Annotated in this window: 18 protein-coding genes and 2 pseudogenes; 15 read left to right on the forward strand and 5 right to left on the reverse strand. The window is 44.8% G+C overall.

What is annotated here, in order from left to right:
* The first annotated feature begins 14 nt into the window (after positions 1-14).
* From FVA72_RS00065 to FVA72_RS00080, 4 genes are all read left to right on the forward strand, one after another.
* Positions 15-2,216, forward strand: coding sequence for a flotillin family protein (locus FVA72_RS00065; protein WP_094961989.1), 2,202 nt, complete (start codon positions 15-17; stop codon positions 2,214-2,216).
* 80 nt (positions 2,217-2,296) lie between these two features.
* Positions 2,297-7,234 carry a DNA repair ATPase gene (locus FVA72_RS00070; protein WP_110592763.1) on the forward strand — a complete coding sequence of 1,646 codons (4,938 nt, stop codon included), beginning with the start codon at positions 2,297-2,299 and terminating at the stop codon, positions 7,232-7,234.
* On the forward strand, positions 7,234-7,809 hold the full coding sequence (locus tag FVA72_RS00075) for a rhomboid family intramembrane serine protease (RefSeq protein WP_004906266.1): 576 nt from the start codon (positions 7,234-7,236) through the stop codon (positions 7,807-7,809). The genes FVA72_RS00070 and FVA72_RS00075 overlap by 1 nt, the downstream gene beginning before the upstream one ends.
* Positions 7,810-7,975: 166 nt before the next feature.
* Positions 7,976-10,489 carry a penicillin G acylase gene (locus FVA72_RS00080; protein ID WP_110592762.1) on the forward strand — a complete coding sequence of 838 codons (2,514 nt, stop codon included), beginning with the start codon at positions 7,976-7,978 and terminating at the stop codon, positions 10,487-10,489.
* Between the two features lie 37 nt (positions 10,490-10,526).
* Here the strand turns inward: FVA72_RS00080 and FVA72_RS00085 are convergent, their stop codons facing one another.
* A complete protein-coding gene (locus FVA72_RS00085) occupies positions 10,527-11,189 on the reverse strand; it encodes a helix-turn-helix transcriptional regulator (RefSeq protein WP_096863658.1) in 663 nt (220 codons plus the stop codon).
* Between the two features lie 74 nt (positions 11,190-11,263).
* Between FVA72_RS00085 and FVA72_RS00090 the strand changes: the two genes are divergently transcribed.
* Positions 11,264-12,673 carry an MFS transporter gene (locus FVA72_RS00090; RefSeq protein WP_110592761.1) on the forward strand — a complete coding sequence of 470 codons (1,410 nt, stop codon included), beginning with the start codon at positions 11,264-11,266 and terminating at the stop codon, positions 12,671-12,673.
* A 48-nt stretch (positions 12,674-12,721) separates the two neighbouring features.
* On the opposite strand, the gene FVA72_RS00095 is transcribed toward FVA72_RS00090, so the two are convergent.
* Complete coding sequence (locus FVA72_RS00095; RefSeq protein WP_110592760.1) at positions 12,722-14,218, reverse strand: MFS transporter; 1,497 nt, start codon at positions 14,216-14,218, stop codon at positions 12,722-12,724.
* 95 nt (positions 14,219-14,313) lie between these two features.
* Between FVA72_RS00095 and FVA72_RS00100 the strand changes: the two genes are divergently transcribed.
* The 3 genes from FVA72_RS00100 to FVA72_RS00110 all read left to right on the forward strand — a co-directional run bounded on the left by FVA72_RS00100 (position 14,314) and on the right by FVA72_RS00110 (position 16,633).
* Positions 14,314-14,853, forward strand: a complete 540-nt coding sequence (locus tag FVA72_RS00100; RefSeq protein WP_110592759.1) for a TetR/AcrR family transcriptional regulator — start codon at positions 14,314-14,316, stop codon at positions 14,851-14,853.
* Positions 14,854-14,919: 66 nt separating this feature from the next.
* The gene (locus FVA72_RS00105) at positions 14,920-15,717 is read left to right on the forward strand and encodes a hypothetical protein (protein ID WP_137018850.1); all 798 of its coding nucleotides are present in this window, start codon (positions 14,920-14,922) and stop codon (positions 15,715-15,717) included.
* Between the two features lie 676 nt (positions 15,718-16,393).
* The gene (locus FVA72_RS00110; RefSeq protein ID WP_001353740.1) at positions 16,394-16,633 is read left to right on the forward strand and encodes a BrxA family protein; all 240 of its coding nucleotides are present in this window, start codon (positions 16,394-16,396) and stop codon (positions 16,631-16,633) included.
* A gap of 187 nt (positions 16,634-16,820) precedes the next feature.
* Here the strand turns inward: FVA72_RS00110 and intI2 are convergent.
* Positions 16,821-17,798, reverse strand: a pseudogene (intI2, locus tag FVA72_RS00115) (class 2 integron integrase IntI2).
* 385 nt (positions 17,799-18,183) lie between these two features.
* Here intI2 and lnu(F) point away from each other — a divergent pair.
* From lnu(F) to FVA72_RS00150, 7 genes and pseudogenes are all read left to right on the forward strand, one after another.
* Positions 18,184-19,029, forward strand: coding sequence for a lincosamide nucleotidyltransferase Lnu(F) (gene lnu(F), locus FVA72_RS00120; RefSeq protein ID WP_070342364.1), 846 nt, complete (start codon positions 18,184-18,186; stop codon positions 19,027-19,029).
* Positions 19,026-19,499 carry a trimethoprim-resistant dihydrofolate reductase DfrA1 gene (gene dfrA1, locus FVA72_RS00125; RefSeq protein ID WP_000777554.1) on the forward strand — a complete coding sequence of 158 codons (474 nt, stop codon included), beginning with the start codon at positions 19,026-19,028 and terminating at the stop codon, positions 19,497-19,499. Before lnu(F) ends, dfrA1 begins: the two co-directional genes overlap by 4 nt.
* Before the next feature lie 16 nt (positions 19,500-19,515).
* Positions 19,516-20,354: pseudogene (aadA1, locus tag FVA72_RS00130) on the forward strand (ANT(3'')-Ia family aminoglycoside nucleotidyltransferase AadA1).
* A 116-nt stretch (positions 20,355-20,470) separates the two neighbouring features.
* Positions 20,471-20,818, forward strand: coding sequence for a quaternary ammonium compound efflux SMR transporter QacE delta 1 (locus FVA72_RS00135; protein WP_000679427.1), 348 nt, complete (start codon positions 20,471-20,473; stop codon positions 20,816-20,818).
* Positions 20,812-21,651, forward strand: coding sequence for a sulfonamide-resistant dihydropteroate synthase Sul1 (sul1, locus tag FVA72_RS00140; RefSeq protein ID WP_000259031.1), 840 nt, complete (start codon positions 20,812-20,814; stop codon positions 21,649-21,651). Before FVA72_RS00135 ends, sul1 begins: the two co-directional genes overlap by 7 nt.
* Before the next feature lie 404 nt (positions 21,652-22,055).
* Positions 22,056-23,597 carry an IS91-like element ISCR1 family transposase gene (locus FVA72_RS00145; protein ID WP_000050481.1) on the forward strand — a complete coding sequence of 514 codons (1,542 nt, stop codon included), beginning with the start codon at positions 22,056-22,058 and terminating at the stop codon, positions 23,595-23,597.
* Between the two features lie 210 nt (positions 23,598-23,807).
* Positions 23,808-24,665, forward strand: coding sequence for a protein-disulfide reductase DsbD domain-containing protein (locus tag FVA72_RS00150; RefSeq protein ID WP_165119627.1), 858 nt, complete (start codon positions 23,808-23,810; stop codon positions 24,663-24,665).
* A gap of 10 nt (positions 24,666-24,675) precedes the next feature.
* Here FVA72_RS00150 and FVA72_RS00155 read toward each other — a convergent pair whose 3' ends face one another.
* Positions 24,676-25,314, reverse strand: coding sequence for a phosphoribosylanthranilate isomerase (locus FVA72_RS00155; RefSeq protein ID WP_004201168.1), 639 nt, complete (start codon positions 25,312-25,314; stop codon positions 24,676-24,678).
* A gap of 4 nt (positions 25,315-25,318) precedes the next feature.
* On the reverse strand, positions 25,319-25,684 hold the full coding sequence (ble, locus tag FVA72_RS00160; RefSeq protein WP_004201167.1) for a bleomycin binding protein Ble-MBL: 366 nt from the start codon (positions 25,682-25,684) through the stop codon (positions 25,319-25,321).
* Between the last annotated feature and the right edge of the window lie 3 nt (positions 25,685-25,687).

The following is a 25,687-nucleotide window of genomic DNA, read 5'->3' on the forward strand; positions in this document are numbered from 1 at the left end:
AATGGAGAATCAATATGGACTTGGCTGCACTAATGCCCTTTTTAACAATTATCGGGGGGATCATCCTAGTTATTTTAGGGTTCTTTGGGTTATTCAAAGCCTTCTATATCAAAGTCCCACAAGGTACTGCTTTGATTGTCAATGACATGTCATCACAGCCTAAAGTGCATTTTACAGGGGCATTAGTTTACCCTGTCATCTACAAAAAAGAATTCATGCGTATTTCTTTGCTAACACTTGAAGTTGATCGCCGCGGTAAAGATGGCTTGATTTGTCATGATAACTTACGTGCTGATATCACCGTTGCTTTCTATTTGCGAGTGAATGAAACGACGGAAGACGTGCTGAAAGTTGCAAAAGCTATCGGTGTTGACCGTGCATCAGACCATCAAGCGGTCAGCACGTTATTCAGTGCAAAATTCTCTGAAGCCTTAAAAACAGTAGGTAAGCAACTGGATTTAGCCACTTTATTTGAAAACCGACAAGACTTCCGTGACCGCATTGTTGATGTGATAGGAAAGGACCTTAACGGCTACGCCCTTGAAGATGTAGCTATTGATTACCTAGAACAAACACCTAAATCAGCCTTAGACCCAAATAATATCTTTGACTCCGAAGGTATTCGTAAAATTACTGAAATCACCGCAATTCACAATATTGAGACCAACCAAAAAGAGCGTGACCAAGAGCTCGCAATTCAAAAGAAAAACGTTGAAACCCGCGAAGCAAGTTTAGCTTTAGAGCGCCAACAAGCCGATGCCGAAGCTCGCCAAAAACGTGAAATTGATAATATTCGTGCCCGTGAACAAGCTGAAACTTTACGTGTTCAAGAAGAAGAACGCCTTAAAGCAGAGCAAGCGCGTATTCAAACCCAGCAAGAAATTGAAATCCGTGAAGAAAACCGCATGCGTGAAGTTGAAGTCGCTCAACAAAACCGTACTCGTGCTGTAGCTATCGAAGAAGAGCGAGTGAGCCGAGCACGTGAGCTTGAAATTGTTGCCCGTGAAAGAGAAGTTGAATTACAGCGCATAGAAAAAGAAAAAGCACTCGAAGAAGAACGCAAAAATATCTCCAATGTTATACGTGAACGTGTAGCAGTTGAAAAAACCGTGGCACAGGAAGAGGAACGAATCAAAGAAGTTCGTGAAGTCTCTGAAGCTGAACGTATGCGCCAAGTCACAGTGATTAATGCACAAGCAGAAGCGGAAGAATCGTTAGTTCGCCAAGTGAAAAAAGCCGAAGCCGATGAAGCCAGTGCTAAGCACCGTGCAGAAGAAATAAGCACCATGGCACAAGCAGAATTAGAAGCATCAGCAAAACAAGCTGAAGCCAAAAAACGCTTAGCTGAAGGGGTTGAAGCTGAACATGCGGCATTAGGTTTAGCAGAAGCTCGAGTTCGCCAAGCAACCGCAGAGGCGGAAGAAAAAGAAGGTCTTGTTCTTGCCAACATTACAGCTGAGAAATTGTTAGCGGAAGCACGTGGGCTGAAAGAAAAAGGCTTAACGGAAGCTCAGGTAATGGAAGCCAAAGCCAAAGCAGAACAACAACAAGGATTTGCTGAAGCGAAAATCCTTGAAGAGAAATTAGCCGCTCAAGCTCGTGGTGAAGAACAACAAGCCAATGCCAAAGAAAAACTAGGCTTGGCTGATGCGAAAGTACTGGAAGAAAAACTGGCAGCACAAGCTCGAGGAGAAGGCCAATTAGGTTCAGCACAAGCAGAAGTTATCCGCCAACGCTTGAAAGCTGAAGCCGATGGTTTAACTGACAAATTTAAATCTATGGATCATCTCAGCGATACCGCTCGCTCTCATGAAGAGTTTCGTATGCGCCTTGAGAAAGAATTTGAACAAGCCATGGCATCTATCGACGCCAATAAAGAAATTGCCCGGGAGCAAGCTGATGTATTGGCTGCAGCGCTTAGCAAAACCAATATTGAAATTGTGGGCGGTGATGGCAGCTTCTTCAACACCTTCTCTAAAGCACTAAGCCTCGGAAAAGCCGTTGATGGTTTTATGGATAAAAGCAGTTTCGCAAAAGAAAATGTTGAAAAACTCATTAATCGTAGCAAAGAAGACAAAAAAGTTGATATTGCCGCATTATTGAAAAACCCCGAAGTTCAAGATCTTATAAACGGTTTTATGGCAGCTAAAGGGGCTAATCAGCCAGCAAAAACGGTTATATCAAAACCGATTCCACCAACGGATGACCAACTGTAAACCTTTAGCACATTGGGGTAGTGAACCTACCCCTATTGTTTTTCATTTTTATTGTCTTAGTTAAGGGAATTCGCTGCGCAATGTCAGATATTCAGGATACGGATCGCGAACAAGAAATACTCGATAGTGCTGTTGCAGAAGGTGGTGCTTATGAAATATTACGCAAACGCCTGACCGACCAAGGGCAACAACTTCATCAAAAAGCCGCTCAACTCAATGAAATGCGGTTAGATGAATTCGGCCAGAGCCAAATGGATATCATTGGCCGCATTCGCATTCGTACTGAAAATAATTGCCAAGCAAGGGACATTGTCCGCGTTGGCGAGTGGCTTTTATTTGGCTATAACGTATTCCTCGGCCTAAAAAAAGAAACGCACCTCGAAGAGGTATTTTCACTATATCGGTTAATTGAAAACGACAATGAGTTTGATGTTGAAGCAGTCCCTTATGAAGATACCTTCTTGAGTGATAATCGCTTTGTTCAAGATTTTACTGAACTCTATACCTATTATAAGAACACACAGTTACTGCAACTTGTTGAACGGGACGGCAAACTTCTTGCTAGTTTTCAAATTGGCGATCGCATCACGGACGTGCGAGTTTTTCGCTGGTCAATCTCCAGCGACAAACGCAAAATTGAGTATATTGATAACCGGGGTGAACGCGATATCGCCCTCCCACCAGCCTATGACTTTGAATGGCAAAAAACCACGCGAGAAGACACCGTTAACGGCCGATACCCTCACATCAATATTCTTGACACCGTATTCATTGAAACTATCGGCGGTGATTTAACCATCAAGTGTGAAAATAACACTGAAGATGGTTTGGGGATTTACCGAGAAGCGGTTCTTGATAAAAACCAATCACTAGACGACGCCCAAATTGAATACGCACAAACTGGCAGTTTAATTATCTTAAAAGTTTTACCTTATCGGGAAGAAACTTGGCGTTATTTAGTTTACAACACGTTATCCCAATCCGTACAACGTATTGATGCTATTGGGCAAGCGTGCGTCCAGTTACCAGAAGACCACGGTATTATTTTCCCTGGCGGTTACTACTTACAAAATGGTGATTATAAAACGTTTGAACAGCCTATGGATGGAATGCGTTTTCGCCGTTTACGTCGTTCCCCAAATGGAGAGGATGTTCTATATGTTTTCTATTCACCAAATCAAGGTCGTATTGCCCTATTCAATTACAATTTAATTGAACGAACACTTTCAATTCCACTCATTGGGCATGGTTATGCCATGCTGGAAGATGGAAAAATGGTGTTATTTGAAGGCGAAGGGGAAGAAGCGACTCGCGTTCACCCAATGCAAGTTTGGCAGACCCCATTTTACTCAGAAGAGTTTGCCGACAAACAGCCTACTCGTAGCGGTTTTTTAGGCCGTATAGGTAATGCAGACTTAGTTCGTGGTATTTCTGAAATATTGCATGTATCCAAAGAAATAGAAGGCAGCCAAATTTCTATTGCTCGCTACGAACAACTCAGCCAACGAGCAAAAAATTTACTGGATATTTATTACTGGTTTGGTGATGAGCAATGCCTTGATATTGGCAAATTGCTTAAAGAAATCACTCAAACAAGTGAGCTCGTCCTTGATGAATATGAAAAGGTCGAAAGCATACGGCAGCAATCTGCCAAATCAATGAATGAAGCCATCAGCCGCCAAAAATCACTGCTTTCATTAACATTGCCTGAAAGTTGGGCTGATATTCAACAATTTGTTGATGGCTTAAATGCCCTAAGTGCTCAACGTGGGCACTTGATTTCACTGCGTGAATTTCGCTATATGGATTTAGAAAAACTTAGCGAAATGGAAAGCGAAATAGAGAAAAATCAACAATATGTATCACAAGAAACCGCTGTTTTTCTTGCTAGTGATAAAGCGTTACAGCCCTTTAAAACACAATTAACTGTTTTCGAAGAACAAATAGAAAAAGCCCAAAACAGTGCCCAGTTAGACATTCCCATGAAGGATATGGAAAAAATGTCTGCTGACTTAGATATGCTTTCAAACCTAATGGCATCACTAAGCTTCAACGATGTTACACAACAAACCCACATTATTGATGCTATTTCGCAAATCTATGCTCAGCTAAACCAATCTCGAGCTCGTTTACAACAAAAACGAAAATCACAAAGCAGTGTGGAAACAGTCGCTCAATTTGGCGCACAATTTCGCCTATTCAGCCAAGGCATTACCAATGCTCTGTCTCTTGCCACTGATCCTGAACGTTGCGATGATCAGTTATCAAGATTGCTTGTTCAGTTAGAAGAACTCGAAAGTCAATTTAGCAATCATGATGAATTTCTTGATGATATTTTGGCTAAGCGGGAAGAATTACTCGAAACCTTTGAATCTCATAAACAAGTTCTTATTGATGACCGCCAGCGCCGCGCACAAAATTTAGTCACTGCTGCAGACCGTCTACTAGACAGCCTGCAACGACGAACAACTCGTTTACAGTCTCAAGATGAACTCAATGCTTTCTTTGCCTCAGACCCTCTGGCGCTTAAAACCCGTGAAATTATTGAAAAATTAAGGGAAATTAACGATAACGTTAAAGCTGATGATATTGACGCACGCCTGAAATCTTCTCGGGACCAAGCCATTCGAGTTTTACGTGATAAAATAGATATTTTTGAAAATGGTGGAAATGTCATTAAGCTCGGGCGTCACCGGTTCAGTGTAAATACCCAAGAGCTCGACCTCACCATTTTACCGAAAAATGAACAACTATGGGTTTATCTCACCGGGACAGATTTCCAAGAACCAATAGAAAATGAACAACTATCACAGCTAAAACCTTATTGGAGCGCCTCATTAGAGTCTGAATCTGATACGGTTTACCGCGCGGAATATCTTGCTTATTCAATTATCTATGCAGCAACAAAACGCCAAGAAGGGCTAAATTTTGATATCCTAAAAAACGCATTAACATCAACGGAAAAACTTGAAAAAATTGTCCGTGATTTTGCGAGCCCACGTTATAAAGAAGGTTATGAAAAAGGTATTCATGACCACGATGCTGTTGCTTTACTGAAAAAACTACTGCCAATCGGTGAAAGTGCTGATCTATTACGGTATAACCCAACAGCCCGTGCTATCGCAGCTATTTATTGGCAACAAGTTCAAAATGACGATTTTCCTGCACTATGGCCTGAACGTGCAAGAACAGCCATGAATATTCACCAATTATTCCATAATGACAATGCATTACTTGACCTACAAGCCGAAATCGAAGCGGGAATTAGCTTGTTTTTACAAGATAACCCCATTCAATGCCAAGCTTATGAGCAGACTCAAGCCGCCGAATATCTTAGCTTTGCACTTGCAAGAACCCCGATAGAACTCGTCTATAGCAAATATGCAAGAGAATTAGTTTTAGCACTCCAGAGCCGCTTAGAAGAAGCCCATATGTGGGGAGATTTTAATCGCTCACAACAAAATTTAGGGGCTCGCTATGCCCAGCGCTGGTCATTAGTTCAAAACTGGTTACAAGGGCTGTGCTCAACCCCTGAATTTTCTCACCTTGTTCCATACATACCCGGTGCTATTGCCATTATTATCTTAGATAAAGCGGCTTCCGCTCGCTTTAGTGAAGCTGACCTTTACTTTAAAGTTAACGGGTTACTTGGCGAACATGCGACCATTGAAAACCAAACTCTATCACTGAGTTTAGATAACTACTTCAGCCGTATGCGAGGGCAACGGAAACGTTTTATCCCCGAATTTCGTCAGTATCAAGCACTGCGCCAACAGATTGTTACTGAAGAGCGTAGCCGTTTAAAACTGCATGAATATAAAGCAAAACCACTAAGTTCTTTTGTACGTAATAAACTGATAAACGATGTCTATTTGCCTATCATAGGCGATAACATGGCAAAACAAATTGGGGCTTTAGGGGAAGGTAAACGCACTGACCTCATGGGGCTACTCTTAATGATCTCACCACCAGGGTACGGTAAAACTACCTTAATGGAATATGCCGCAGACCGTTTAGGGCTAATTTTTATGAAGGTCAACGGCCCTGCTCTTGGTCATGATGTGCTTTCTCTAGACCCTGAACAAGCGCCTAATGCAACGGCAAGACAAGAGCTAGAAAAACTCAATTTAGCTTTAGAAATGGGTAATAATGTGATGTTATACGTTGATGATATTCAGCACACTCACCCTGAGTTTTTGCAAAAATTTATTTCCTTATGTGATGGAACAAGACGTATTGAAGGCGTTTGGAAAGGCAAAACCAAAACTTATGATATGCGGGGTAAAAAATTCTGTGTCGTTATGGCAGGTAACCCCTATACCGAGTCAGGGGAAGTTTTCCGAATCCCTGATATGCTTGCAAACCGCGCTGATATTTATAACCTTGGTGAGGTATTAGGTGGTATGGATGAAGCATTTTCCCTGAGCTATATAGAAAACAGCCTGACATCAAACCCAGTATTAGCCCCTCTTGCATTACGAGACCTGAACGACCTGTACTTATTTGTTGATAAAGCGATGGGTAAATCTGTCTCTACCAACACTTTAAGTTACCCGTACTCTGATGCAGAAATTAATGAAATCACATCGGTAATCAGTAAATTAATCAAGTTACGAGATGTTGTATTGAAAGTGAATCAACACTATATCGCCAGTGCAGCACAATCCGATAAGTACCGGACAGAACCCGCATTTCGCTTGCAAGGTAGTTACCGTAATATGAATAAGCTCAGCGAAAAAGTCTCTTCCGTTATGAATAATGATGAACTTGAAAGATTACTAGATGACCACTACTTGGGTGAGGCACAGCTGCTCACAACCGGCGCAGAAGAAAACTTACTCAAACTCGCTGAGTTACGAGGAACACTTACCGAAAAAGATGCAGCACGTTGGCAACAAATTAAGAAAGACTTTATGCGTAATAAATCTTTAGGTGGTGATAATACAGATATTGGTGATCGGGTTGTTGGTCAGTTAGCGTCGCTTGTTGAAAGTGTACAAGCGCTGGGTAACCACTAATGAAATATTTACAAGGGCATCCTCGCATTAAGCTATTAGTCTGCATTGTCGCAATTTTTATTGCGGTACAGCTTATTAATAGCTTAATGGCTGGGGGGTTAACTTCATTCGGAATTATACCACGCACAGCGACTGGGCTTATCGGTATATTCTTTGCCCCATTTATCCATAGTAATTGGGAGCATTTATTCAGTAATTTACCGCCATTTATCATACTAAGTGCCCTATTACTGCACCGTACTATTAAGGCATATTTGCTTGCATCACTATTTATTATTGTTGTTGGGGGTTTTGCTGTTTGGTTATTAGGTCGTAATGCTATTCATATCGGTGCCAGTGGTTGGGTTTTTGGTTTATGGGGCTTACTCATCGCCCAAGGTTTTTTCCGCCGAAGCTGGGTTGATATAGCTATCGCGTTATTAGTGCTATTCTATTTTGGCACAATGGCTAGCGGCTTATTACCGACTCACTTGTACATCTCAACTGAATCCCATATAGCAGGGGCTATTGCTGGGGTCATCTATGCATGGCTAAGTCATCGTTTCCATCAAAAAACCCATAATCTCTCACCTTAAATAGTATCCCAACACAGTTGTGACTCATTTTTTGTAATTTATCTAAATTTATGTATCCTTTTTTGTGATCATGATTCATATATTAACAATTAACCATAAATTAACCATTTATTAACAATATAATAATACTAGTCTCAAAAAATAATAACAATATGGGACTCAATAAATGAAAAAACATCTCATTTCAATCGCTATTGCTTTTAGTTTAAGCTCGCTATCGCTCTCATCATTTTCTCAGTCAACTCAAATTAAAATTGAACGAGATAACTACGGCGTTCCTCACATCTATGCCAGTGATACTTATAGCCTTTTCTATGGATACGGCTATGCAGTGGCACAAGACCGATTATTCCAAATGGAAATGGCTAAACGCAGTACTCAAGGTACGGTTTCCGAAGTATTAGGTAAAGATTACATTTCTTTTGATAAAGAAATCAGAAATAACTATTGGCCTGATTCCATCCACAAACAAATCACGCAGCTACCCTCTAAAGAACAAGATATTTTAAGAGGTTATGCAGATGGCATGAATGCATGGATTAAACAAATCAATGCTAAACCTGATGACTTAATGCCTAAACAGTTTATTGATTATGATTTTTTACCATCCCAATGGACAAGTTTTGATGTTGCGATGATTATGGTCGGTACAATGGCAAACCGCTTTTCTGATATGAATAGTGAAATTGATAATCTGGCATTACTCACTGCGCTTAAAGATAAGTATGGTGAACAAATGGGAGTAGCGTTCTTTAACCAAATTAATTGGCTTAATAATCCCAATGCACCCACAACAATATCATCAGAAGAATTTACCTATTCAGACTCACAAAAAACAAAAAATATAACGCAGTTGAATCAAATTAGTGATTACCGACTTACTGCTCCAATGTTTGAACGCACGGCAAAAGATGCAACGGGAAAATTAATTGCGCTTTCTTCTCAGGAAAATAATGCGCTAATCGCTCAGCAATATGAGCAAGGTGGTGCTAATGGGCTAGCTGGGTACCCAACCACCAGCAATGTTTGGCTTGTTGGAAAAACAAAAGCTTCTGACGCAAAAGCCATTTTACTTAATGGTCCACAATTTGGTTGGTTTAACCCAGCATATACATACGGTATAGGTTTACATGGAGCAGGGTTTAATCTTGTTGGAAATACACCGTTTGCTTATCCCGCTATTTTATTCGGTCATAACGGGCAAATTTCTTGGGGCTCTACGGCTGGTTTTGGTGACGGCGTTGATATTTTTGCAGAACAGATTTCACCTGAAGACCCAAATAGCTACCTCCACCAAGGGCAGTGGAAACAAATGCTATCGCGCCAAGAGACATTGAATGTAAAAGGTGAAAAACCCATTACTTTTGATGTGTACCGTACTGTTCATGGTAATGTGGTCAAGCGAGATAATACAACTCACACCGCATACAGCAAAGCTCGCGCATGGGATGGCAAAGAGCTTACATCCTTAATGGCTTGGGTGAAGCAAGGGCAAGCGCAAAACTGGCAGCAATGGCTAGACCAAGCACAAAACCAAGCACTGACAATCAATTGGTATTATGCGGATAAAGACGGAAACATTGGCTATGTCCATACCGGGCACTACCCCGAGCGCCAAATAAACCATGACCCTCGTTTACCCGTATCAGGCACGGGAGAATGGGACTGGAAAGGGATACAGCCCTTTGCAAATAATCCTAAAGTCTATAATCCCAAATCCGGCTACATCGCCAACTGGAATAACTCCCCAGCTAAAAATTATCCCGCTAGCGACTTGTTTGCCTTCTTATGGGGAAGTGCAGACAGGGTGACAGAAATCGATAGCCGCATTGAGGCCTATGATAAGTTAACAGCTGATGATATGTGGACGATTTTGCAGCAAACTAGCCGTGTCGACCTCAATCATCGCTTGTTTACCCCTTTTTTAGCTCAAGCGACACAAGGTTTGCCGTCAACTGACAATGCGGTCAAATTAGTGTCTATTCTCCAGCAATGGGATGGTATAAACCAGTTATCAAGTGATGGGAAACACTATATTCACCCTGGGTCTGCTATTCTCGATATCTGGCTAAAAGAAATGCTTAAAGCCACCCTAGGCCAAACCGTCCCCGCACCATTTGATAAATGGTATCTAGCAAGTGGTTATGAAACGACACAAGAAGGCCCTACTGGGTCGTTAAATATCAGTACAGGCGCAAAATTACTGTATGAATCTCTCTTAGAAGATAAATCACCAATACCTCAGCCTATCGATTTATTTTTAGGACAATCGCGGAATGATGTAATTAAAAAAGCACTGAATGCGACCTACCAAAAAATGAGAGTAAAATACGGTGATAACCCAGCTAATTGGCAAACACCAGCCACGGCATTAACCTTCCGTGAAAATAATTTTTTTGGTGTACCACAAGCCTTACCTCAAGAAAATTTTCATCAAAATGAATATCACAACCGGGGAACGGAAAACGACCTAATCGTATTTACCGAAAAAGGAGTGAATGCATGGGATGTTGTTGCTCCAGGGCAAAGTGGCTTTATTTCCCCGCAAGGAAAACCGTCACCTCACTACCAAGACCAACTCTCATTATACCAACAGTTTGGTAAAAAGCCGCTATGGCTTGATAGCGAAGAGCTGGCACCACATGTTGAGTCAACTGAAACACTAATAATTGAGAGATAATACTATTATTAAGCTAAATACCAAGGTGTCTCGGTATTTAGCTTTTAACCTTCACACGATACACACAACGTCCAGCACCATTTAATAAGTACTGTTCGCGCTCAATGCTACCATCATCACCCACAATCTCACTGAACAACGCCAATTCCGAACGACAAAAGTTTTGGCAAGCGGTGGCTGCTGCACAAATTGGACAATGGTTTTCGATAAACAACCAACTGTCATCATCTTGTTCAACCTTCGCCATATACCCTTCTTCGCTACGCACTTCAGCCAGCTCTTCAAGCCGCTCAGCTAATGGTAAATTTTTACAACGGGCAAAATATTTTTCTCGGCTTTCCATTTCCCTTTGGCTAATCAGCTTTTCTAGCCCTTCATCACCAAAAATAGTTTGAACAGAATTAATTAATTGAAGAGCAAGTTGCGCATGAGTATCAGGAAAACGTTGATGCCCTAATTCCGTTAACACCCAATTTTGCCGAGGGCGCCCTGCCCCTGTTTGTGATAAGCACTGCGCACCTTCAACTAGCCCCAACGAAGTGAGTTTTTGAATGTGTTGCCTTGCAGCTTCCCCAGTCATATTTAAGTCATTTGCGATCACTGCGGTAGAAATTGGTCCTTTAGTTTTGATACAAAATAGAACCTTATCCACAGCCTGCGTTAGATTTAAATTATCAAAGTAATTACTTGCATTAATCATTATGCGACTCTATTATCCAAGCGATTACTTGTATAATACATCTTTTTCTACTATTCCGTCTAGCGGGTCTCTCTATGAGCAATGAAACATCAACCGTATCTCAAGCCAAGTGGGCTGATTTACTTAGTGGCACCAATGCATTACTCACTATCGCCTTAACTGGTGGTGTTGCGCTACACGCTATCAATATTTATATCGTAACAACCATATTGCCTAGTGTTGTTAATGATATTGGCGGTCTTGAATATTATGCATGGAATACCACTTTATTTGTGGCAACATCAATTGTCGGTTCAGCCCTTTCCAGTAAAGTATTAGACAGCTTTGGGCCTAAATTTTCTTATTTATTCGCACTCATTCTCTTTTCTTTAGGGTCTATTTGGTGTGCAGCTTCCCCATCAATGCTAGTGTTGCTGGGAGGCAGGGCATTACAAGGACTGGGTGGCGGTATTTTATTTGCTCTGAGCTACGCATTAATTCGCATTGTTTTTACTGAAAACTTATGGTCCCGAGCCATGGGTGTCGTTTCGGGTATGTGGGGAATAGCAACACTCTGTGGCCCTGCAATTGGAGGTATTTTTGCTGAAAGTGGCCATTGGCGTTGGGCATTTTGGGCTTTACTACCTGTCGCTATTTTTCTAGCGCTCATTGTCATCAATCAACTCCCCAAAAAACAATCCCAGGCACCAAAAACTAACAAAATCCCATTCTTAGCGATTTCTTTGTTAGTGATATCCGTTCTTGCTATTTCAATTGGAAGTTTGTCTGACAGCTTATTCATGAACCTTATTGGTTTATTAATTGGCCTAGCCATACTGCTGACGATTGCCTTACTCGATGGCAAAAATGAAAAACGTTTATTACCGACGGGAGCCTATTCACTCAAAAGTCCACTTGGCGTCATATTTTTAACCATGTGTTTGTTAGTTGGAGGCATGACAACAGAAATTTATGTCCCTTATTTCTTACAAACCATCCATCTGTTTTCTCCGCTCACAGCAGGTTATTTAACCGCAATAATGGCTGCGGGTTGGACTCTTGGGGCACTCTTTAGTGCCAATAAAACAGGTGCTATTGTTATCCGAATTATTCGAACAGGCCCGGTCATCATATTTATTTCTTTAATTGCGCTTGCTGTTCTAACTCATAATCAACAACTTATCGAATCATGGCCATTATTCGTTATTTATCTCATCGCCATGGCAGGGGTTGGTCTAGGAATTGGTGTGTGTTGGCCACATCTGGTATTACGTGTTTTTAAGAATGCACCAGAGGGAGAGGAAAACCTTGCGTCATCTTCTATTATTACCACTCAATTGTATGCAACTGCGCTATCTGCGGCCTTAGTAGGAGTCGTCGTCAATAATAGCGGGCTAATTAACCCTGGGGGGATCGCGGGGGCACAGCAAGCTTCAATCTGGTTATTCGCCCTATTTGCAATTAGCCCATTACTAGCAACGGTATTAATCCGCAAAATAAAATAAAGAGCAAAAGGGAGTAAAAGCTCCCTTTTTGCGGGAAAATCAACCTAATTAATTTACTAATGCCTTTTTGGAACGTAACAAATAAGGCAGAACAATAATACTGATCAGCAGAACAAAAATAGTTGCTACCATCACCCCTAAGAAAGCATGGTCAAAGGCAATATTTGCCTGATTTATCAATGCTGATGCAGTATTTACTGGCAGTGATTCAGAAACTAATAAAGCCTCATCAATACTGTCATAAACTTTATCGCTGACAGTCATGTCTTCAGGTAATGAGAGTTTTAACGTATAGATAGCACTCATTAACCCCCCCATAAAGGTGACACCTAAGACACTGCCAATTTCATAAGCAATTTCTTCAATTGATGCTGCCATACCCGCTTTTTCATCAGGGGCGTTTAACATCACTGTCGTTGATGCTGTCGTGAATATCGCACCAAGACCAAAACCAATAAGAAAAAGAAATGAAAGCAGTAAGATACCCGTTGATGTTTGATAAACGACAGCCAATCCCACAACACCAATTAGCGTACAACTAAACCCTAAAATGGTAAGTTTAATCTCACCCAACTTATGTAAGAACATACCGGCTAAAGGTGCTGCAAATACTGACGCTAAGGGTATTGGGATGATGTACAACGCAGCTTGAAATGGGGTATAGCCCAATACCAGTTGTAAACGTTGGCTTAGTAATAATTCGACACCAACAATAACCACAATGGATAAAATCGCCATCATCAACCCTGCATTGAATTTAGGGTGCTTTAATAGCGTAAAATCAATCATTGGTGATGTTGATTTCACTTGTCGATTTCTAAATGCCACCAAAAAGAAAACCCCAATAACACCTGAAACCAATACCGCCGGCCAGTCGGTATAAGGTTTACCGAGCTCTTTCAACGCATAAATAACCCCAATTAAACCAATTAACACTAGAATGGAACCTAAAATATCGATTTTTTTATCGCTGTTACCACCACATTTGGGGATTAAATAACAAGCGAACGGAATAACCAATAAAACGACGGGTACATTAATTAAAAAAACAGAGCCCCACCAAAAGTGGTTAAGTAAGATACCGCCGATCAAAGGGCCTATTGCCGCCCCACCTGAAGCAACTGCCGACCATATTCCAATTGCTAATGCCCTTTCTTTCGGGTCTAAAAAAACATGCCTTACAATCGCAAGGGTGGCAGGCATACTTACTGCGGCACCTACAGCCAAAAAGCCACGAGACAAAATCAAACTTGTTGCTGTTGGTGAAAATGCAGCACACAACGAGGCTAAACCAAATAACGGCAGCCCCAACAAAAACATTTGTTTGTGACCGACTTTATCACTTAGCATCCCCGCTGCAGGCAATAACCCAGCGACAACAAGTGGGTACGCATTCATTATCCACAGTTTTTCAGATGACGTAGCGCCTAAATCATGGGTTAATTTAGGTAATGCGGTATACAGTACAGTGACATCAATAACGATAAGAAACAGTACACTTGAAACTAATAGAAGCACTATCCAGCGCTTATAATCGGTTAACATAAAATTCTCTCAATGAGTTTATTTGATCATGATTTCTGTGCTGATCGTGCTACAATATAAATCCATACGTACGTATTGAAAAGAGGTTTTTCTAAATGGGACGTCAACGAACAATCGATAGAGAAAAATTACTTGATACTGCTGAAGACATTGTTCTACAGCAAGGCGCTACAGCGCTCACTATCGACGCAGTCGCCAAAGCGATGGGGATATCTAAAGGTGGGGTTCAATATTGTTTTGGCAATAAAGATGCCTTAATCGATGCAATGTTTGAGCGTTGGGGCCAGTCCTATGATGAAATTTTCAATCAAACAATTGAACAAGATAACTCCCCTGAAGGGAAAATTTTTGCGCATATGCAAGCGACCCACCAGCACGACAAAGTCTCGATGGCAAAAGGCGCTTCCTTAATGGCATCCTTATTACAAACCCCTGAATATCTGGAAAGTACGCGTATTTGGTACCGTGAACGGCTTGCTAAGTTAGACACCTCAACAGAAAAAGGTAAACAGGCCAGAATTGTTTTTCTAGCAACAGAAGGCGCTTTTATGCTGCGCTATATGGGATTCATGGAAATTGATGATAATGAATGGCAATCTATATTTAGTGATTTGGAAAATTTACTAAAAAATTAATACTATTATCTTTTTTTGATATTACATTATATAACCATTTTATATAATTAATAAAAATGGAGGATTATGATGAGAAAAGATACAAGTATTTATATAAGGAATAATGTAAGTACCCCCACTGAAGTAAAAACAGATTGTTTCCCATTTTTAAATGGGATAAAAAAAATTAATTTTTGTATAAACAAAAACCCAATAATATCAATTATCAACAGAATCAAAAAGTTATCTAACAGAGAAACTATTAACAAAAAAACAATTAATCCAAACAATAGCTCCAATCTGAATAAATTAGAAAATACCAAGCACATCAAGATATTCACTAATGAAATTACAAATAAAAAAATACTTCAAATTGATGAAAATAACAAATTATTAATTGATAATATTAATAATGACTCACTAATATTAGATAAAAAAAATTGTATTGGTAGTGGTACTTATGGTGTTGCTTATCGAGTAGGCAACTTTGCCATTAAAATCCCTAAAAATAAATATCATCTAGAAACTTACTTTGCTTGTCTAGGTCGTAGTAGAAGAATACTAAACCAAATTAATAATGACAATGATTACTCAAGAGTCATAACCTCGAAAAATGGTATTCAAGTTTTAATTTCAAAATTTATTGATGGGCAATCAGTTACAGGAAAAGAGGCTTATCAATTTGTTAAATCTAGAGGAAGAATATTGCATGACTATCAAGTTGATGGCAACGTGAAAAAAGATAAACAAGGAAAATTATACTTAATTGATGCAGATTTTGCCTCATTACCAATTGAAGCAAGACGTAACTCTCTTGGTAGTGAACAGCTTTATAATGAGTTTCCCGAATATACCCGCCACTATTTAAAACTTAAGAAAATATAAATTACATCTAATTATGAATTAGGTAACACACAGAGCCTAGTGAAAGTTTAAGTTTTATTTTAAAGCAAAAATAAATACAGCTATATAATGAACTTATTATTAAATTATAAAACGCCCGATGATGTTCATCGGGCGTTTTATACCTGAAAAGTAGTCAATCTATATCATGTGGGCGGACAAAATAGTTGGGAACTGGGAGGGGTGGAAATGGAGTTTTTAAGGATTATTTAGGGAAGAGTGACAAAATAGATGGGAACTGGGTGTAGCGTCGTAAGCTAATACGAAAATTAAAAATGACAAAATAGTTTGGAACTAGATTTCACTTATCTGGTTAACTAATCTAGCTAACCTGCCGCTCAGCTTAGTACGATCCTATATCCAACTGATCATAATCCTTTCATCAGTATCCCAAATTAAATCCCCCTCCTAGACTGCCTCACCAACACTTTACAGTGATCCCGTATTTCCGGACAGGTGATTGATTTTTTTCGCTTGTACAGGTGTTAAGCCACAGTTATCTTGATGTGGACATTATGCATTGTAATAGCCCATTAACATGCGCTAAGAGCATAAATTAATATACAGTAACAAGCATTACGAGGTGCTAATGTTTGGAAAGCAGCCTCTTCCAACTACAATAATAAGTTAACTATCCTCCACCCACAAATAATTACAAATGACCCCTTTCCGCTATAACTCCGATCTCACCAGCGGCTCGCTACAAACCCGAGAGTGTCGCATTATTACTGGCTTGTTACTCCAAGAGCTTGATGAAGCTGCCTGGGATAAAGCCATGTATAAGGAAAATGTGCTTCAGAAACGCACGCAATCTACGGTAAGACGTATTTCTTCAGCGCTTAGAAAACGCCTAGAACACCTAAGCTCTGACTTTTGGGCTTTTGCGTTTTTATGTTAGGCATTGTCTGGCAACTGGAGGAAGTGTAATGACCATGAATGGTCACTGTGATTGACAGTATCTTGCTTAAACTTATCTGAACAATGGTAGAACTGGCTCATATTTATCCCCTCTATGATTGTTTATCTTTTTCACCATAAAAAGTATCAGGGGCTACTCAGGGCTACATAAAGATATTTATCTACTTTTACTGATTGATAAGTAGCATCAGTCCATCCGCAGGACTGGTGGTGCCGGCAAAATGCTGACCCAACACATGCGTATAGATTTGCGTGGTCTTAACATCGTTATGCCCTAAGAGTTCTTGCACAGTGCGAATATCACGCCCCGCTTGTAATAGATGCGTAGCAAACGAGTGACGAAATGTATGACAAGTGACACGCTTGCTAACGATGCCTGCTTTTTGTACGGCTGCCTTCAATGCCTTTCGCGCAACGGAGTCATGCAGATGATGGCGGCATAATTTGCCGTTATACGGGTGGTTGCAGAGCGTGCTGGAGGGAAAGACAAACATCCACGCCGCTTGTCGATAAGCAGAAGGGTATTTGTGATCTAAAGCAAAAGGCAGCGATGGCCCTACGCCTTGTAAGTTGTCGTCTTGCTGAATAAGCCGCGCTTGCTCAATGAGTTATTTTATTGCTGGGATTAGGCGCGTGGGCAGTAGGCTGTTTCTGCTTTTCCCACCCTTACCGTCATGCACAGTGATGCAGCCATTATCAAAATCAAAATCTTTAACCCGCAAACGCAAGCATTCATTAATGCGCAAACCTGCACCATACAGCAGCGTAAAAATAACTTGGTTGCGAGTATCCATAACCTGCAAAATGCGTTGCACTTCATTTGCAGAGATAACAGAGGGTAGCCGTCTAGGCTTGCTTGCAGGGATATAATCAATATCGCCCAACGGCTGTTGTAAAAACCTGTTGTACAAAAAAGCTAGGGCATTTAAAGCGATTTTCTGCGTGTTTATGGCTACATGTCTGCTGTTTGCTAAGCTGGATAAAAACAGCCTGACCTCTTCACTGCCCATGGTCTGAGGATGACGTTTTTTGTGAAACAGAATAAAACGCTTAATCCAGTGCAGGTAAGTTTTTTCAGTTTTCAGCGCATAACCTTTTTGTCGCATATCCGTGCGTATAGAATTTAAAAATGGACTGTTAGACATAAAACGCTCCTTGTCTTGCAACTGTCTGCCTATACAGCCTATTCTAGCTGGGATTTAAAAAAGTGCCTGTTTTTTACGCCTAGAGATGCTTGTTTACCGGTAGAGTTTTAATTTAATGCTAAATAAATTAAAATGTTATGAGTTCTTTGGGTGAGATAATGTGCATCGTGCAAGCAGGATAGACGGCATGCACGATTTGTAATAACAGAGTGTCTTGTATTTTTAAAGAAAGTCTATTTAATACAAGTGATTATATTAATTAACGGTAAGCATCAGCGGGTGACAAAACGAGCATGCTTACTAATAAAATGTTGTGCGTAAGAATAAAACAAAAGCTGCGTATACCTTTCCGCAGAATCAGTGGCTTCAACAAAAGGATGTTTCAATGCTTCAGCAGAAAATGATCGAACGCTTCAAGGAAGCTTGCCATGAGGATGCACGAATAATCGCGGCGCTGATGTTCGGCTCATTTGCTATCGGAGAGGGTGACGAGTTCTCTGATATCGAATTTGCAGTGTTCATCCAGGATGATCATTTTGAAAATTTCGATCAGCGCTCGTGGCTTAATGCTGTAAGTCCGGTTGCAGCTTACTTTCCGGATGACTTCGGCCACCACACCGCGCTTTTTGAAAACGGCATTCGCGGTGAATTCCATTTCATGCGAAAATCGGACATACCGGTCATTTCCACTTGGCAAGGCTACGGGTGGTTTCCCTCGCTTGAGGAGGCTGTTTTGTTGGACCGATCAGGAGAGTTGTCAAGGTACGCGAGTGCTCTCGTGGGCAGTCCCCCGAAACGTGAAGGCGCGCCGCTGGTGGAAGGACTTGTATTGAACCTCATCAGCCTGATGCTCTTTGGGGCAAATCTTTTAAATCGGGGAGAGTATGCTCGCGCCTGGGCTTTGCTCAGCAAAGCACATGAAAACTTACTCAAGTTGGTTCGCCTCCATGAAGGGGCAACAGACCACTGGCCGACACCTTCACGCGCGCTCGAAAAGGATGTCTCGGAGGACTCGTATAATCGCTACCTGGCATGCACAGGCAGCGCGGAACCAAAAGCACTATGTGTAGCCTATCATGAAACGTGGAAGTGGAGTCTCGAATTGTTCAGGAGTGTGGCTGGACCTCTGAATATCGAGCTTCCGAGAATTGTAATTGCGCAGACAAAAAGGTTGCTAAATGAATCTGCGACGCCGCACAATAAAATGTTAACCTCTGAGGAAGAATTGTGAAACTATCACTAATGGTAGCTATATCGAAGAATGGAGTTATCGGGAATGGCCCTGATATTCCATGGAGTGCCAAAGGTGAACAGCTCCTGTTTAAAGCTATTACCTATAACCAATGGCTGTTGGTTGGACGCAAGACTTTTGAATCAATGGGAGCATTACCCAACCGAAAGTATGCGGTCGTAACACGTTCAAGTTTTACATCTGACAATGAGAACGTATTGATCTTTCCATCAATTAAAGATGCTTTAACCAACCTAAAGAAAATAACGGATCATGTCATTGTTTCAGGTGGTGGGGAGATATACAAAAGCCTGATCGATCAAGTAGATACACTACATATATCTACAATAGACATCGAGCCGGAAGGTGATGTTTACTTTCCTGAAATCCCCAGCAATTTTAGGCCAGTTTTTACCCAAGACTTCGCCTCTAACATAAATTATAGTTACCAAATCTGGCAAAAGGGTTAATAAAATGTTAAACATCATGAGGGAAGCGGTGATCGCCGAAGTATCGACTCAACTATCAGAGGTAGTTGGCGTCATCGAGCGCCATCTCGAACCGACGTTGCTGGCCGTACATTTGTACGGCTCCGCAGTGGATGGCGGCCTGAAGCCACACAGTGATATTGATTTGCTGGTTACGGTGACCGTAAGGCTTGATGAAACAACGCGGCGAGCTTTGATCAACGACCTTTTGGAAACTTCGGCTTCCCCTGGAGAGAGCGAGATTCTCCGCGCTGTAGAAGTCACCATTGTTGTGCACGACGACATCATTCCGTGGCGTTATCCAGCTAAGCGCGAACTGCAATTTGGAGAATGGCAGCGCAATGACATTCTTGCAGGTATCTTCGAGCCAGCCACGATCGACATTGATCTGGCTATCTTGCTGACAAAAGCAAGAGAACATAGCGTTGCCTTGGTAGGTCCAGCGGCGGAGGAACTCTTTGATCCGGTTCCTGAACAGGATCTATTTGAGGCGCTAAATGAAACCTTAACGCTATGGAACTCGCCGCCCGACTGGGCTGGCGATGAGCGAAATGTAGTGCTTACGTTGTCCCGCATTTGGTACAGCGCAGTAACCGGCAAAATCGCGCCGAAGGATGTCGCTGCCGACTGGGCAATGGAGCGCCTGCCGGCCCAGTATCAGCCCGTCATACTTGAAGCTAGACAGGCTTATCTTGGACAAGAAGAAGATCGCTTGGCCTCGCGCGCAGATCAGTTGGAAGAATTTGTCCACTACGTGAAAGGCGAGATCACCAAGGTAGTCGGCAAATAATGTCTAACAATTCGTTCAAGCCGACGCCGCTTCGCGGCGCGGCTTAACTCAAGCGTTAGATGCACTAAGCACATAATTGCTCACAGCCAAACTATCAGGTCAAGTCTGCTTTTATTATTTTTAAGCGTGCATAATAAGCCCTACACAAATTGGGAGATATATCATGAAAGGCTGGCTTTTTCTTGTTATCGCAATAGTTGGCGAAGTAATCGCAACATCCGCATTAAAATCTAGCGAGGGCTTTACTAAGCTTGCCCCTTCCGCCGTTGTCATAATCGGTTATGGCATCGCATTTTATTTTCTTTCTCTGGTTCTGAAATCCATCCCTGTCGGTGTTGCTTATGCAGTCTGGTCGGGACTCGGCGTCGTCATAATTACAGCCATTGCCTGGTTGCTTCATGGGCAAAAGCTTGATGCGTGGGGCTTTGTAGGTATGGGGCTCATAATTGCTGCCTTTTTGCTCGCCCGATCCCCATCGTGGAAGTCGCTGCGGAGGCCGACGCCATGGTGACGGTGTTCGGCATTCTGAATCTCACCGAGGACTCCTTCTTCGATGAGAGCCGGCGGCTAGACCCCGCCGGCGCTGTCACCGCGGCGATCGAAATGCTGCGAGTCGGATCAGACGTCGTGGATGTCGGACCGGCCGCCAGCCATCCGGACGCGAGGCCTGTATCGCCGGCCGATGAGATCAGACGTATTGCGCCGCTCTTAGACGCCCTGTCCGATCAGATGCACCGTGTTTCAATCGACAGCTTCCAACCGGAAACCCAGCGCTATGCGCTCAAGCGCGGCGTGGGCTACCTGAACGATATCCAAGGATTTCCTGACCCTGCGCTCTATCCCGATATTGCTGAGGCGGACTGCAGGCTGGTGGTTATGCACTCAGCGCAGCGGGATGGCATCGCCACCCGCACCGGTCACCTTCGACCCGAAGACGCGCTCGACGAGATTGTGCGGTTCTTCGAGGCGCGGGTTTCCGCCTTGCGACGGAGCGGGGTCGCTGCCGACCGGCTCATCCTCGATCCGGGGATGGGATTTTTCTTGAGCCCCGCACCGGAAACATCGCTGCACGTGCTGTCGAACCTTCAAAAGCTGAAGTCGGCGTTGGGGCTTCCGCTATTGGTCTCGGTGTCGCGGAAATCCTTCTTGGGCGCCACCGTTGGCCTTCCTGTAAAGGATCTGGGTCCAGCGAGCCTTGCGGCGGAACTTCACGCGATCGGCAATGGCGCTGACTACGTCCGCACCCACGCGCCTGGAGATCTGCGAAGCGCAATCACCTTCTCGGAAACCCTCGCGAAATTTCGCAGTCGCGACGCCAGAGACCGAGGGTTAGATCATGCCTAGCATTCACCTTCCGGCCGCCCGCTAAATATCTCCTTTTGGGTTGTTAATAAAACATCCAATAAGTTGACTGTGCGTGAAAAAGAAAGTTTTGTGTGATGGCGTTGAAGATCGCACCGTTAAGCTCTTATGTGGGATGGTGCAGAGCTCGACGACTACCGATAAAACGCAACCGCCGCAAACAGACAAGAAAAAGCCCCAACTGATAACAGTTGGGGCTTCAGTATTGTGATTGGTGGAGCAATAGCACCCTGAACCCAAAACCTTCTCGCTCAACCGGTAGTGGCTGATAACAACTCGTGAGGGCTATTGCGGGTTAAGCATTTAGCGATGTCTAGGGCCAGACTGGACGTCTGAACGCAAGCCGCTGATACTGTACATAACCACAGTATCAGCGGAGGATACCCATGTCGCTGGCAAGGAACGCCACGGCGAGTCAATCGCCCACTCAAACAAACGGTTACGAACGCCACCAACCCGACCAGACGCTGCTCTACCAGCTGGTTGAGCAGCACTACCCAGCCTTCAAAGCCTCACTCGAAGCCCAAGGTCAACACCTGCCTCGCTACATCCAACAAGAATTCAACGACCTCCTCCAATGTGGCCGTCTGGAGTATGGTTTCATGCGGGTTCGCTGCGAGGATTGTCATCACGAGCGTCTGGTCGCCTTCAGCTGTAAACGACGCGGCTTTTGCCCTAGCTGCGGTGCCCGCCGGATGGCCGAGAGTGCGGCGCTGCTGATAGACGAAGTCTTCCCCAAGGAGCCCATTCGCCAGTGGGTGCTCAGCTTTCCTTTCCAGCTACGCTTTTTGCTGGCTCGCCATCCCCAGCTGATGGGCCAGGTCTTGAGTATCGTCTATCGTACACTCTCAACTCATCTGATCAAAAAAGCCGGTTACACCAAAGCCTCTGCACAAACTGGCTCAGTGACTCTTATCCAACGCTTTGGCTCCGCGCTAAATCTCAATGTCCACTACCACATGCTGTTTCTCGATGGTGTCTATGCCGAAGATGACTATGGCAAGCAACGCTTCCATCGTGTCAAGGCACCCACTTACGATGAGCTGAATACGCTCGCTCACACCCTCAGCCATCGCATCGCTCGCTGCATGGAAAAGCGTGGGATTTTGGAGCGTGATGCCGAGAATACGTGGTTGACACTGGAAGAGGGCGAAGACGATACGCTGACTCAATTACATGGTGCTTCGGTTACGTATCGCATTGCCGTCGGCCCCCAGCAAGGGCGCAAAGTCTTCACCCTGCAAACCTTGCCAGGGCGTGAGGATAAAGCCGACTCAAGCAGTCGAGTAGCCAACCATGCTGGTTTCTCGCTACACGCCGGTGTGATGGCCGAAGCGCATCAGCGGGATAAGCTTGAGCGCTTGTGTCGCTACATTAGTCGGCCAGCGGTTTCAGAAAAACGTCTGGCATTAACCGCCAATGGGCAGGTGCGTTACGAGCTCAAAACTCCGTACCGCAATGGCACCACCCATGTGATCTTCGAGCCGCTGGACTTCATCGCCAAACTCGCTGCGTTGGTACCTAAGCCGCGAGTCAACCTCACACGCTTCCACGGCGTCTTTGCACCGAACAGCAAACACCGAGTTCAAGTAACACCCGCCAAGCGGGGCAAGAAGCCCGACAAATCGGAAGGTCTCGATACTAACTGGCGTGACAAGAGTCCTGCAGAGCGCCACCGCGCCATGACCTGGATGCAACGCCTCAAGCGAGTCTTCAATATTGATATTGAAGTCTGCGAACACTGCGGCGGTCACGTCAAAGTGATTGCCAGCATCGAAGATCCGAAGGTCATTGAGCAGATTCTCAAGCATCTGAAACAGAAAACAGCCAAGGCGAATGCCGCCAAGCAGCGTGAGCTGCCACCAGAACGAGCGCCGCCACTGACTCCCAGCCTGTTCGATCCATCACAGAGTCGTCTCTTTGACTGACGACCCCAAATCCAACACTGCTCAACACTGCCAACTTTTAAACGGGGCGGTGGGGCAGTTTGTATCTCTCGAGCTATCAGGCTAGAGATTTTACCGCCAAATCGAACCTTATTAGAGCGGTTTAGGCTGGACCGGCAGTTAAAATTGGGGCTTGAGCGGTAAACGAGTGAGGGAATTTCAGGTAAGATACTTCGGATGAGGAGCAAAAAGGTGGTTTATACTTCCTATACCCGGCACCGCACCTCGGTCAAGGCCGATGCCGCCTTCACCGGCGCGACCATGGCGCTGCCGAAGGGCAAGGCCTACCGCGACGAATTCTTCGGCGACGTCGAAACCTACCGCAAGGAATTGCTCGGCACCCTCACCGGCACGCCCGCGGCCGGCGCGAGCGCGACCACCCTGACCGTGAAGTACCAGGGCTGCGCCGATGCCGGCGTGTGCTACCCGCCGCAGACCCGCACCCTGAAGGTCGCGTTGCCGGGCGAAGCGGGCGCTGGCGGCTTCGGCTGTAAGGCGCGCGGGCTGCATGATTATGTCGTCAAGAACGGCTCTGCCGATCATCCCAACGCCGAGGTGAAATTCGCACTGGGTGATGTGGTCAACACCATGATCGGCTGCACTAATGGTGAAACGATCATGCTGTGCCACGACACCTCGCTGCCGCGCCCCTATTCTCTCGGCTTTCGGGTGCAAGGCACCGAGGGGCTGTGGATGGACGTCAACAAGTCGATCTATCTGGAGGGCAAGAGCCCACAGCCGCACCGCTGGGAGCCTGCCGAGGGCTGGTTTGCGAAATACGATCACCCGCTATGGAAACGCTACGCCGATCTGGCGGCAGGGGCCGGGCATGGCGGGATGGACTGGTTCGTGATCCACGCTTTTGTCGAGGCGCTGAAGGCCAAGGCCCCGATGCCAATCGACATTTACGACGCGCTGGCCTGGAGCGCGATCACGCCTCTGTCGGAACAATCGATTGCTGAGGGCAATCGCACGTTAGATTTTCCCGACTTCACCCGAGGGCAGTGGCGCACCCGCAAGCCGATCTTTGCGCTGAACGACGCCTATTGATCGACGCGATTTAGGCCAAGCGCACCGCAAAGGCGAAATTGGTAATCTTGTCGGTATCCTTGACGCCCGGCGCGCTTTCGACGCCGCTGGAGGTATCGACCAGCGGCGCTCCGGTGCGCGCAATCGCCTCGGCAACATTCGTCGGATTTAGCCCGCCTGCCAGCCCCCACGGCAAGGCACCGCGATATCCGGCCAGCAGCGACCAGTCGAACGCCAACCCCATGCCGCCGGGCAGCGCGCCTTTGGGGGTCTTGGCGTCGAACAAGATCAAGTCCGCCGCCCCGGCATAGGCTGCGGCGCGTGCGACATCGCTGGCGCTGGCGACGGGCAGCGCCTTCCACACCGGCTTGCCAAACCGCGCGCGCAACTGGGCCACGCGTTCGGGCGATTCCGAACCGTGCAGCTGCAGCGCGTTCAGCTTGGCTGCCACCAGTGCGTCGGCGATGACAGCATCATCCGCATCGACGAACAAACCGACCATGGCGATCTGGCCAGCTGCGCGCGATGTCAAAGCGCCCGCGACATTCGACGTAACCGCACGGGGCGACGCTGGATAGAACACCAACCCGGCATAGTCCGCCCGCGCCGCGATGGTCGCATCGAGCGCCTCGGGTGTGCTGATCCCGCAAATCTTGATTTTCGCGGGCATGCGGTCAGTCGGGGTTCTGGATCAGCCGCACCAGCGTGCAGTCGGGATCGATCAGGTAGCCGATCCTCAGGCCGCTCGCCTCCAGTTGCGGAGCTTTGAAGCGCGGCCAGCCGGTGCTTTTTTCCTCGGCTCCCGCCGCGTTCACCAATGCCACCATGGCATCGAGATCATCCAACCGCAGGCAACAGCCGAACGAGCTCGTAGCTGGGTCGAGGTCAGGATAGGGGAAGAATTCGAGCTGCAAACCGCCGCGCTGCAGGATCATCCAGCCGCGATCCTTCCAACTCGTCGCAAAGCCCAGCTTCGCATAAAACGCCTCTGTCACATCGAAATCGCGCGATGGCAGATTGGGGGTGACGTGGTCAGCCATGGC

This window comes from Providencia sp. PROV061 (genome assembly GCF_011045655.1).
Taxonomy (GTDB): domain Bacteria; phylum Pseudomonadota; class Gammaproteobacteria; order Enterobacterales; family Enterobacteriaceae; genus Providencia; species Providencia hangzhouensis.